Below are 11840 nucleotides of genomic sequence, written 5' to 3' on the forward strand. Positions count from 1 at the left end.
TAAGATAAAACTATTCATCTGTCCTTCGAATAAAAAGGGCTCTGACCCCTTTAATTTAAATGCACACCGTTATCGCTTGAACCTATAGCGCTGGTGTTACCCAAAAGTCTCTAGCCCTTTTCTTCATAAAGCACGCAATGGATTGCACTACTCCTCAAACTGATAAGGATCGTATTGCTTACAGCCACCCTCACCCAGGTTGTCGTATTCACCCTGCTGCCAAAAGTCTGTTGATTGGTAGCTATTGATAAACAAGTTCGCATACCAGCGACACAAATCGTGCTGGCTGGCAATTAATGGGTCAGCTTGCAGTCGCTGCTTGAGACTTTGAGCAGTGATTAAGGTGTCGCTCATTCTTATACCGCCACCGGCCTGGGTATCCAGCAGCAGTATTTTATTACCGGTATTGTTCCAGGCAGTCCATGGTACTTGTTCGCCATCGCTACCCTGCCCGGGTGCGCCACTACGAGCGAATTCGCCCCAATAATTCATCATGGAAGCCGATAGCGCTAAACGCCCCGCTTCGTTTTCCTCAGAGAGCAAATAGGGAATACTGATACCGCCAATAAAATCTCCAAAGACATAACTAACCTCCAGTCCATGGCCCGCCCCCAGCAGAGTTGGAAAGTCTACCAGCCAAGTCGATGGTGCCTCATCCCAATCAAATCGATAGGCATAGACATCCCCCTGTGTTTCACTCAATAGAAGTGCAGGCTCATCGACTGATAATGCCTTCCACTGATCCGATGAGTAAGCGGCAAAATGATTGTACCGAGCTTTATCCTTAATACGGGGAATCACACCGAACCAATGCGATATGTATTCAGGGTCCTGCGCCATAAACACTTTGTTTTCATCACGGTTGGTACCCAATATCAGTGGCACACTATTGTAGTTATCGACATTGCCAAACCTTTCCATCAATGGCTCCAGCGGCAATACATGACCATCACGCAAATTCTGTGGGGAGTGATACATACCAAACCCCGTTACATCAATGACGGAAAATAACTCAGCAGCCGATTGTTCGCGCATTAATTCGACAATATCCTGATCCGTCATCGTGCTTATCACGGCTTTTGCCGCCAGCCTGTTATCCGCCTTGCCTTTATTGACCACCACAGCATTAATTAACTCCTGGGAGCTCAAGCGCATTCCGGGCTCCGGGTCATCGGTATAATTCTCTGAGCGGGTGCGGTTTATGGTTGATGTCGAACCGCTCTGCACAATGGCCTTATGGAATAACCCCCGGCCAGAGGCGAACCAAGCAGTGCATACACATTACGTCCGCCTGCAGACTCCCCGAAAATAGTGACGTTATTGGGGTCGCCACCAAAAGCTGAAATGTTGTCTTTTACCCACTGCAAGCCGGCAATCATATCCAGCACGCCATAGTTTCCTGAAGCGTCCTCGGGTGACGCCGAGGTATTGCGAATCGCCTCGTGGCCAAACCAGCCAAGCACACCCAGTCGATAGTTCAAGGCGACAAAAATAATTTTCTGGTCACTGGCCAGGTGATGCCCCTGATAGGTATTAGCAGTACCGATGGTATTGCCACCACCATGAATCCAAACCATGACCGGTAAACGCTGATCACCCTTAGGCACGGCTTCCTGCTCGAATGCAGGTGCCCACACATTCAGGTGCAAACAATCCTCACTGCCTACGACCTCTCCTTCTTCACCAGCCACGCCAGTCAGTGGATTCCAGTACTGCACGCAGGGTGGCTGATAGGCAAGAGCCTGGAGTGGCTTATCACTGGGCGACACCGGTAGCGGTGCTCGCCAACGCAAGTCTGACACTGGCGCTTCAGCAAAGGGAATACCCAGCCATGCATGAGTATCATGGATATCGGCAAAACCGACAAAGGTACCGCTGCCAGACTTTCTGGTTGAGCTTTTATCGGCTACATGAACGGTAGTATCAACCGAGGAAGGTAGTGTTGATGTGTCGTCAAGCATAAGCATTGCAATTAACGCCAGGCTTATTAATATGCCCATGGTCAAGGTGAGTTTCTTCATTGGATCGTTGCTCCTTCGCAATATAAAATATCCCTAAGTGCTATTCAGTAGAGAGTGCATTCTTTGCAAGCTTAAAGTCGCTACTCACGGCGCCTACCATCGAACTAAAGCCTCTACGATATTTTCTATTTAGTATTTTATTTTTAATAAAATACTTTAACTTTTTATTTTATCGTACTGATAATAAACAATATTATTTTTTAGTGTTGTTACAATTAATTAATTCTTAACTAGACTGTAAACAACCATGAACCAGACATTTCAAAAGAATGATTAAAAAGCGGCGTTATTAAAATTTTGAAGGACTTTATAGGTGATTTGCTGGTTGGTTGCTTTAATGATTTCAAGTCTGGCCCCCTTATAATTCACCGCAGAGCCCTCATCCAGGTCCATCGTAAAATCAGTCGTATAGGGTGCTCGCATTCTGTCACCGCTGAATTCGCGATAGGTGAATTTTAATATCGAACTGACTTTGCCATTAAACTCTATAATCTGTTGAAATGACCTGGGATCTTCACAAAAACGGTTTTTAAGAATGGCATACTGCCCATCATCAGTATCGTAACAAAGGGTAAAAGTACCAGACGCACAAATCTCATTGTCATCTTCATCATAAGCCAGTTCGTTAGTGTAGCCGATAACAATACCGAAAGCGTTTTTTAAGCCAACTGCCCGACCATTAAAGCTCACATATTTATCGCCTCCCGGCACCCTGCAAAAATCACCCGCAGTGATCCTGACGCCGTATGCGTCGATATTCCCGACACGTAAAATATCCGTATAGTAGCCCCTCCCCTGCATGAGCATGGGCTCACCGAGTGAAATAGTGTTAGTTTGATTAAGAGGGGGTTTAGAAATATCTTGTAGAGGCAGAACCGTATTACTGCCGCAGGCCTGCAATAAAAGCGGTAAAACAATAATACTAAATAGCTTCTTCATAAAATTATCCTTAATTATTAATAAATGAAAGAGAGCCCCTAACATTACTGCTGCGTGGGTATCGGTAATCTTAGCATGTGCAACATGTTTGCAGCCATTTGAGAGCTTGGCTGGTTCAAAGGTGCGATTTTATCAGTAGATTCCGCTTATAAGGGCTTGGGCATGGTTACATTGAGTTTTTCAGCCCATGGTTGTATATCTAACAAAATAGACGGGTATAAATCAACACCGTTAAGTCGTTGCTGCTCACGCAGTTGCCAGGCGCGTCGGCCAGGAAATCGAACGGCTGGGTCGCCATCAACCACATTACTGCTTTCACACAAATCACGCAATACGCCAACTTGTCGCTTAAAACCTTCCAGGCCGCCAAAGGCCTGCGGATTAATCAGCTGAATGAAAACACTATTAGATTCGCCATCGTGCTTTGATGCTTCATCAGCACGGCCATAACCACCTAATGCCATGCTTAATACTTCTGTCAGAATACTCAGTGCAGAACCTTTGTAACCGTGAGTCGCACCACCTATCGGTAAAATACTACCGGGGGGTTCAGTAAATAAAACGTCAGGTTGATTAGTTATGCGGCCTTGATTGTCTTTAAGGCACGCTTCAGGCATCAGTTTGCCTTCACGATTGGCGCGCGCAACATAACCACCCGCGGTGACAGACATGCTCATATCAAATAATAAAGGCGTATCATCTGTCGGAGCACCTAATGCGATGGGGTTAGCAGAAAAGACCGGATCAATACCACCATGCATGCACACCGTATTTTCTGAAGGTGTTGAGCAGGTTAATAGGCCTAAACATCCCGCTTCAATTATTTGTGGCAAATAGGCGGCTAGACAAGCGATATGCTGGCTGCGACGAATAGTTGCTGTTACTACACCGCAGTCTTTAACCCGCCCAAGCATGTCGTTAATGGCGCACTGCATAATCCAAGGACCCGGTAAAAAATCGGCATCCCAATTAAACGTGGATTGGCTATCATGAAGCACAATGTGATCGCCCTCTCTGCGGCTTTCCCCTGATTCTAGCCAGGCTAAATTGCTGGCAACTCGATGTAGACCGTGGGTACTAAATCCCATTAAATCGGCTTCAATAAAAATACGGGATAGACTTTGTGCTTGCCGATTTTCCAAGCCGGCTTTTTCAAAAAGCTCGGTTGCGAAATGGTGAAGCTCCTGCATTGCATATAAAGACATACTTAACCCATAACTGGCTGATCAAAGATGGAGTGGATCTGGATTATTTCATCAACATTGCGACTAAGCAGCCTTTAGCACAACGCTTAGATGTTAAACGAATATTGAGACTTGAAACTGCTCAATAACACTGTAGTCTATGAGCTGTCGGATAAACTCATTGGCTTTGCATAGCCTAATAGCTAACAAGCCATATCACAACCGCTGCATAGTAATACTGCAACTTTACTGGTTGCTATCAGAGCGGGCATCTTTTATTTATGATGCTTCAGAATTGATCACATATGTTGATCGACATGTTTTTTTGCCATTGGCTACTGTTTTATTCCAAATCGAACCAAATCAATTTCGGTATCAGTCAGTAGATTAATAATAAATAGGCTATTAAGTATTTAAATATTACAAGGTAGAACTACTTCCCAGAGAAGTATTTGTAGAATATATAGAGTGAGGAGATCAACAATGAGTCACAATGTTTTACAAATGACTGCGGTAGAGTTATTAAAAAACTATAACAGTAAAAAGCTTTCACCCGTAGAAGTTACTCAAATAATGCTCGATCAAATTGAGCGCCTGGATAAACATACCAATGCTTATTGTTTGGTTGACGCTGAAACCACGTTGAATTTTGCTAAAGAATCGGAACTCCGCTATCAACAAGGTAATGCCCAAGGTTTGGTCGACGGTGTTCCCGTCGCCGTTAAAGATGTGTTTCTCACGCCGATGTGGCCAACCGTCAAGGGCTCCAAAACTATTGACCCTAAATCAACGCTCAATAAAACAGCGCCCTGTACTGCGGCACTAACGCGTCATGGTTATGTTCCACTCGGAAAAACAACGACGCCGGAGTTTGGCTGGAAAGGTGTAACTGATAATCCAATCGATGGTGTTACGAATAACCCCTGGAATCCCGACAAAACCGCTGGCGGGTCCAGTGGCGGTAGTGGCGCTGCTGTCGCATTGGGCATGGGGCCGCTGGCACTCGGAACAGATGCGGGCGGATCTATTCGCATTCCCGCAAGTTTTTGTGGTGTAGTCGGTTTGAAACCTTCTTTTGGCGAAGTCCCTCATTGGCCGGCGAGTCCCTTTGGTACCCTCGCCCATGCCGGTCCAATGACCTGGACAGTTGAAGATTGCGCATTAATGATGAATGTAATAACCGAGCCTGATCATCGGGATACACAAGCCATTCCTCGCCGGGGCATTGATTATCTGCAGGATTTAGGCGCTGGTATTAAAGGATGGAAAATTGCGGTAACGCCTAACCTCGGTTATGTCGATTTGGAAGCAGACGTTGAACAAGCATTTAACGAAGCAGTGAGGGTACTTGAATCTTTAGGCGCTACGGTGGTTCATGTCGATCCTAGTTTTAGTGACCCTTTGTCCGCTTTTGGCCACTTATTTTATGGTGGGCGGCCAATGCCATGCGCGATCTGGGTGAAAAAAACGGCAGTTAATGGATCCACAATTAGTTAATGTTGCAGAAAAAGCCAGCACGCTTTCAATGCTGGATTATTTAGAAGCGATGAACGAGCGTGCGGTTTTGGCTGAAAAGATGGCAAATTTCCACAAAAAATATGACATCCTGGTAACACCGACACTGCCAGTTACGGCCTTTAAAACTGGTCGTGAGGTTCCGGAAAACTGGCACAGTACTCGCTGGCCTACCTGGACACCTTTTACCTACCCTTTCAATATGACCGGTCAGCCCGCTCTTTCAGTGCCTTGTGGGTTTTCATCTGACGGGCTACCCATTGGTTTACAATTTATTGGTGGCCGCTTTGATGACAAACGCGTACTACAAGCAGGCTTTGCCTATCAACAAGCTGCTTCGTTAACAAATAAGCGTCCCCGCTTATTTACTAACGAGTAACGACCGATTTACGAGACTCAGTATTTTAATTATGCAAAGAGGCTAGCGCCATGGGATCAAAAAACACCATTGATATGGATTACTACGAATCTGAAGACCCTATCTGGAACCCGGCACTGCTAACGATACCAGTGCCAGGTATTCGCAAGATGGTTAATCTGGCATCTACCATGGAGGATGTCATTCATCTTTCCATTGGTCAGCCAGATATGCCGCCGCCACAAAATGTCATCGAAGCAACTATTGACGCCATGCGCGCCGGCCAGACCGGTTACACTATGGATGCAGGTTTACCTGAATTACTGGACTCACTTTCCGGTTACTACGGTGAACGTTACGGGCGAGAGTTGCTACCTGAAAATGTGATTGTTACCACCGGTGCAACAGAAGCGATTTATTTAGCATTAACGTCAGTATCTGCTCCAGGTAGAGAGTTTATTGTACCGGACCCCTCTTTTATGTTGTATGCGCCACTCATTCGGATGAACGGCGGTGTTGTGAAATATATACCCACACGGGCAGAAGACAATCATCAGCTCGACCCACAGGAAGTCATCGATGCCATCACCAGTAAAACCTATGCCATTGTTTTAAATTCACCGAGTAATCCCACCGGTACTGTTTACCCAAAAGAAACGCTGGAAGCTATCGTCGAAGAAGCTGCCTATCGCGGTATTATGGTGATCAGCGATGAAGTATATGACCATCTTATTTACGATAACCAAACTTACCCTTCGGTGCTTTCATGTTGCAGTGACTATGACCACATCATGGTCATTAGTAGTTTTTCTAAAACGTTTAGCATGGCTGGCATGCGTATTGGCTGGCTTATTGGTAGTCAGGCTACGATAAAAAAATTGCGGCGCTATCATATGTTTACTACAACTGTAGCTAATACTCCTTGCCAGTGGGCGGGCGTGGCGGCATTACAGGGCGACAGCGTTTTCCTAGATGACATGATTGTCGAATACACCAAACGCAGAAACAAAGTGGTAGAACTTATCGAGCAAACACCCCATTTGCAAGGTTACACCCCGCAAGGTGCTTTCTATGTTTTTCCTTCATTGCCAGAGGGTATTAATGGCTCCAATGTAGCGTTACGGATGCTTAAAGAAACAGGTGTTTGTACTATTCCAGGTGCAACATTTGGGGACTCCTGCAGCAATTCATTGCGGATAAGTTATTCAACATCTATTGAGAATATCGAAGAAGCCTTCCGGCGAATTATTCCCTGGATGGAAAAGCAGGATTTTGCGCATAGCTAATACAGTTGATAACAACATGTCCGGTCATAACAATAGCGATGCACCCGTATTGTGATATGCAGCAGTGAAGCGTTATTAGCTGGATAAGTTGTTTACTTGCTGGTGATACGACCTCAATTTTAGATTTTTAGTGTTCCAATACTCTCGCGGGTATTGTTTTATCCCACTCGTCGAGGTTGATTTGTTGTAGGAAAAAGCTGACAACCAAAGCTGGCTAAGTGCATGACTTTAAATGTAGTGTAAGCAGTTAGTTTGCCAAGCACTTTATCGTCTTTTTGACTATTTCACTAATTCTTCAGCTAACGCTAAAGCACCAGTGGCGTCATTAGCATAACCATCGGCACCCATGGATTGCCATAAGTTTTCATTGCCAATGAAACCACTGCCACCAATAATAATTTTTACTGGAGACTCACTTTTTGCCCTAACTTGCTTAATGGCATTTCTCATCGATTTTAGCTGGGAGCTGAGACTTATAGAAAGCAAGATGACATCCGCGTTGAAGCAATTAACCGTAATAGGTAAATCGGCAGCTGGAATATCACTGCCTAAGTAAATCATTTTCCAACCGGCAAACTCGAATAAATAGGCTATTGCTCTGATGCCGACTTCATGCACATTGCCTTCTATGGTAGCCGCGATTACTGTTTTACCGTTAAACGCCTCACGGCTTTGTTTTGCCGCAAGTACTGACATCAATCGCTGTGTCGTGGTTGTTACCAAGTGTTCTTCAGCAACAGACAGTTTATTAAGTTGCCAGAGGCGTCCGACTTCACGTTGAGCAGGAAGTAATGCATATAAGAATATATCAGGCACTGTTAATCCATTATCAATACTGTCAATAACTATATCCATGCCCTGGTGAATATTGCCCACCACGACAGCTTGTAAGTAACGTTGCGCTATCACATGAAAAGGATTGCCCGGGTCCAAAACTGAAGCGTCATCTTCTTTGGCAGGGTTATCGAAACTATTAATGGCCAAGTCGATATAGCTCATCACCGGCTCGAACTGATCACTTGAAAGCGATTTTTCCAAGCAGTGCTTTAAACTGTCATAGCTACTTTTTAAATCTTCAACATGTAAGTCCCTGGCTTTCATGGCTTTTATCGACCAAGCCACCTGCGTTTTGATAATGCCAGGGTCACCAGCAAGCATTGAAGTGGCAAGCTCAAGAATTTTTTGGCTGAAATAAGTGATCCAGATAGTTTCGTCAAAGGCTGCAGTTAATATCGGCTTATTGATAGTCATATCATGATAAGCATCCTTTGCTATTGCAGTAGCCTTGTTTTCAAGCACGGATGCGATGTCAGGGTAAGCCTTCATGAAGCACTGCCTTTATTGGATGTATTTTTTAAACTACTTAAAGTTTCAACAATTAATGGGTCTTCAGAAACATATTGGTGTGGGTTTGCTGATGACAACACGTCATTGGTGTTTTGTATATCAAGGTCCGTTCGGTCGCTTTTTATAGCCATAAATTTTAGCTTTATGGATTCGATACCAACCAGTACGGCGGGTAACAGAAACAGAACGATGAAGGTGCCGAAAAACAAACCAAAACTGATCGATATCACCATCGGCTTTAAGAACTCGGCTTGCTTGGATGATTCAAACAACAATGGAGCTATACCAATGATGGTTGTCATTGATGTAAGCAAGACAGCACGTAGGCGACGCTCGCCTGCCAGGATTGCCGCCTCGATAGCTTTTGTGCCTTTAGCGCGAAGCTCCTGATAAACCACTATCAAGATGATGGAGTCATTAATGACGATACCAAATAGTCCGAAAATTCCAAATAAAGACAGCATGGTGACGTCAGCACCTAACAGCCAGTGTCCGAAAAATGCGCCTACAAGGCTAAAGGGAATAACGCTTAAAACCGCCAATGGCCAGAGATAAGAGCGGAATACCCAGGCCAAAATAATAAAGATCATGACCAACGAGAGAGGCAGTGCGATCTTAATATCGCCAACACTCTCACGCTGATTTTCTGCCTTGCCACGATAAGCCCATTTAATACCAAAGTCTTTGACCAGCTCAGGCATAACATCGCGTGCAACTTGGTCGCGTATAATATTAGAGTTGTTAATATCACTGTCTACGTCAGCGCTGACGCGTACAGATAGTAAACCGTTTTGATGTTTAAGGTCGTCAAAGCCTCGGCTAAATGTTAATTCAGCAAGATCAGCCAGTGATGAAGTGCCACCATTCGGTAACACGATAGGCAGTGTTTGCAGTGACCGCAGTGACTCGCGTTCATTCTCGGATAAACGTAAACGCACTTCGACTTCACTGCCCTGATCTTGAAATATTTGAATCAACTCGCCTTCAAAGCTGGCTCGTATTTGATTGCCAAGTGCTTGTGGGGTTAAGCCCAAGGCTTGTCCAACTGCAGATAACTTAAAGATCAGTTGCTCTTTGCCAAAGCTTAAATCATCACGTATACCACTAACGCCATTATAAAGCCGTAAATTTTCTTGTAACTCCATAGCCGCTGTTTTTAAAGTAAAGGGATTAGCACCTGTCAATTGGATGTCGATATCTGAGCCGGGCACCCGCCGCGACTGGATTTAATAATGAAATATTCAAGTCCTGGCTCCGCTTTTAAAATACGTTGCCATACCCTGATTAATTCGGCATTGGTGGTGGTACGGGTATCGCCGTCGGTAACTTCGACGATTAATTCACCCACATGTGAACCCGTATCACCACTCCCCGTTTGTTGTTGTTTGGCGACGACCAATACAATGATTTCTTCACCTATCTCCTCTTGAGCTTGAAACAAAGCATCTTTGGCCTTGGCGATATAATCGCTAACGCGCTCAGCAGGAGAGCCGGCAGTGAAACGAATGTCAGCAGATATTGTGGTGCCATCAGGTTGTGGAAAAAAGGAAAAACCAATTTTTCCACCACCCAGTAACCCGAAGATAAATAAAAGCCCTGCAATACCACAGGCAAGTGTTGTGCGTCGATTATCAACACACCATTGCGTCATTGGACGGTAGGTATTTTTTTTAAAGTTTTCAAAGCCAAGGTCAATTTTATTGCGGATTTTACTGGGCTGGTGTTTAGCGTAACGACTTAATGAATGGTTAAGATGGCCAGGTAAAACAATAAAACACTCAATCAATGATGCGATAACCACACAAACTACGACCAGTGGAATGGCAAATAATATCGAACCCGTTGCCCCACCTATTGTCATCAGCGGCAAAAAAGCGGCAATAGTGGTTAGCGAAGCCGCAAGCACAGGGGCAAACATTTTGGTCGCGGCCTGTTCAGCCGCCCGCATAGGGGATGCGCCTTGTTGATAAAGGGTGACCGCCTCCTCACTGACTACGATAGCGTCGTCCACTATGATACCCAGCGTCATAATCATGGCGAACAAGGTCATGATGTTGATGGTTCCGCCCAACAGATACAGCGCCATTAAACCGGCAAGAATCGAAACGGGTATGCCGACCGCGACCCAGATGGCAACACTGCCATTTAAAAACAGGTAAAGTATAAGAAGTAGCAAAATCAATCCAGATAATGCATTCTCACCCATGATATTAATTCTGCGATCAACGTTTTTCCAAATTTCGTCATAAACCAGTAATTCCACATTAACGGGTAAACTTGCTTGTGCTTCATTGGTCCACTCCAGCAGATTTTCAGCTACGCTGATTGCATCTTCTTGCTCAGAGCGTTTGATCACAAACTCAATCGCCGGCTTACCTTGTGAAAAAATTACCGAAGAACTTTCGATAGGCGCACGTGTGATTTCCGCGATGTCGCCTAATGTTAATAGCCTGCCATTTTTATCGGCTTCAATAGGTAGTTGTTGGAAGCCTGCGACGGTACGCTGTTTATCCAGGCTGCGTAATTGTCTAGTGATGTCTTTGGCACCCACATTACCAGCAGGTGTATCGGCGCTGGTTTGTTTGATACGTGTCGCCAATTCAGTCAGAGAAACATTCAGTTCGTTAAGTCGCTCCGACGGGATATCAATTGCAATCTCCTCACTCGGCAAACCATTGATAGTGACGCGTGAAATCCCTCTTGCCCTGAGCTCTCGTTCAAATTGACTAACAATAGGACGGAGCTGATCGAGTACCGGGCCGGTGAGTACGAGCCGCAAGACCCCTTCGTTTCGGCTGGCGATGGTGATTTGGGGCTCTTCAATATCGGCGGGTAAATTTCTTATTAAGGCGAAAGCATTCTTGACTTTATCAAGCGCAGGATTAACATCGACTTCACTCGGGTATTCCAGAGTTATCTGCGACTGGTTATCGCGAGAAACAGAACTAATATTTTTAACTTCATCCAGCGCCAATAACTGATCTTCTATCGGCTGGGTCAGTGAAGTTTCAACATCCTGTGCCGCGGCACCTGGCCACTGAACCGTAATAGTTATCAGATTCACTGCAAAAGCAGGTAACAGTTGACGAGTAAGCTGATTGGCAGCCCATAGCCCCGCCAAAATCATAATAATCATCGCCAAATTAGGCGCGACAGGATTGCGAACAAAAGTTTTAATGAGCCCGTTCAT

10 protein-coding genes are annotated in these 11840 nt (G+C 45.1%); 3 read left to right on the forward strand and 7 right to left on the reverse strand.

All coding sequences use genetic code 11. The annotated features are described in order from the left end of the window. Nucleotides 1-147 precede the first annotated feature (147 nt). From UNITIG_RS23670 to UNITIG_RS16665, 4 genes are all read right to left on the reverse strand, one after another. Nucleotides 148-1155 carry a carboxylesterase family protein gene (locus UNITIG_RS23670; RefSeq protein WP_369809211.1) on the reverse strand — a complete coding sequence of 336 codons (1008 nt, stop codon included), beginning with the start codon at nucleotides 1153-1155 and terminating at the stop codon, nucleotides 148-150. Between the two features lie 44 nt (nucleotides 1156-1199). Further along, nucleotides 1200-2021 carry a carboxylesterase family protein gene (locus UNITIG_RS23675; protein ID WP_200821344.1) on the reverse strand — a complete coding sequence of 274 codons (822 nt, stop codon included), beginning with the start codon at nucleotides 2019-2021 and terminating at the stop codon, nucleotides 1200-1202. 273 nt (nucleotides 2022-2294) lie between these two features. Next, the gene (locus UNITIG_RS16660) at nucleotides 2295-2960 is read right to left on the reverse strand and encodes a hypothetical protein (protein ID WP_101759509.1); all 666 of its coding nucleotides are present in this window, start codon (nucleotides 2958-2960) and stop codon (nucleotides 2295-2297) included. A 146-nt stretch (nucleotides 2961-3106) separates the two neighbouring features. Continuing rightward, nucleotides 3107-4165, reverse strand: coding sequence for an Ldh family oxidoreductase (locus UNITIG_RS16665; protein ID WP_101759510.1), 1059 nt, complete (start codon nucleotides 4163-4165; stop codon nucleotides 3107-3109). Nucleotides 4166-4627: 462 nt separating this feature from the next. Here UNITIG_RS16665 and UNITIG_RS16670 point away from each other — a divergent pair, with 462 nt between their 5' ends. Genes UNITIG_RS16670 through UNITIG_RS16675 form a run of 3 tightly spaced genes read left to right on the forward strand, consistent with a single transcriptional unit; the run spans nucleotide 4628 to nucleotide 7303 of the window. Next, the gene (locus UNITIG_RS16670; RefSeq protein WP_200821345.1) at nucleotides 4628-5641 is read left to right on the forward strand and encodes an amidase family protein; all 1014 of its coding nucleotides are present in this window, start codon (nucleotides 4628-4630) and stop codon (nucleotides 5639-5641) included. Continuing rightward, complete coding sequence (locus UNITIG_RS25330; protein ID WP_200821346.1) at nucleotides 5622-6038, forward strand: amidase family protein; 417 nt, start codon at nucleotides 5622-5624, stop codon at nucleotides 6036-6038. The genes UNITIG_RS16670 and UNITIG_RS25330 overlap by 20 nt, the downstream gene beginning before the upstream one ends. Before the next feature lie 50 nt (nucleotides 6039-6088). Then, nucleotides 6089-7303: a pyridoxal phosphate-dependent aminotransferase gene (locus UNITIG_RS16675; protein ID WP_101759511.1), complete on the forward strand. Its 1215-nt coding sequence runs from the start codon at nucleotides 6089-6091 to the stop codon at nucleotides 7301-7303. A gap of 279 nt (nucleotides 7304-7582) precedes the next feature. On the opposite strand, the gene UNITIG_RS16680 is transcribed toward UNITIG_RS16675, so the two are convergent. Genes UNITIG_RS16680 through UNITIG_RS25175 form a run of 3 tightly spaced genes read right to left on the reverse strand, consistent with a single transcriptional unit; the run spans nucleotide 7583 to nucleotide 11840 of the window. Then, nucleotides 7583-8629, reverse strand: coding sequence for a B12-binding domain-containing protein (locus UNITIG_RS16680; RefSeq protein ID WP_101759512.1), 1047 nt, complete (start codon nucleotides 8627-8629; stop codon nucleotides 7583-7585). Then, the gene (locus UNITIG_RS25170) at nucleotides 8626-9795 is read right to left on the reverse strand and encodes an efflux RND transporter permease subunit (protein WP_255399620.1); all 1170 of its coding nucleotides are present in this window, start codon (nucleotides 9793-9795) and stop codon (nucleotides 8626-8628) included. The genes UNITIG_RS16680 and UNITIG_RS25170 overlap by 4 nt, the downstream gene beginning before the upstream one ends. Nucleotides 9796-9830: 35 nt before the next feature. After that, entirely contained in the window at nucleotides 9831-11840 is a 2010-nt protein-coding gene (locus tag UNITIG_RS25175; protein ID WP_101759514.1) for an efflux RND transporter permease subunit, read from the reverse strand.

This window comes from Oceanicoccus sp. KOV_DT_Chl (genome assembly GCF_900120175.1).
In the GTDB taxonomy this organism is placed as follows: domain Bacteria; phylum Pseudomonadota; class Gammaproteobacteria; order Pseudomonadales; family Dasaniaceae; genus Oceanicoccus.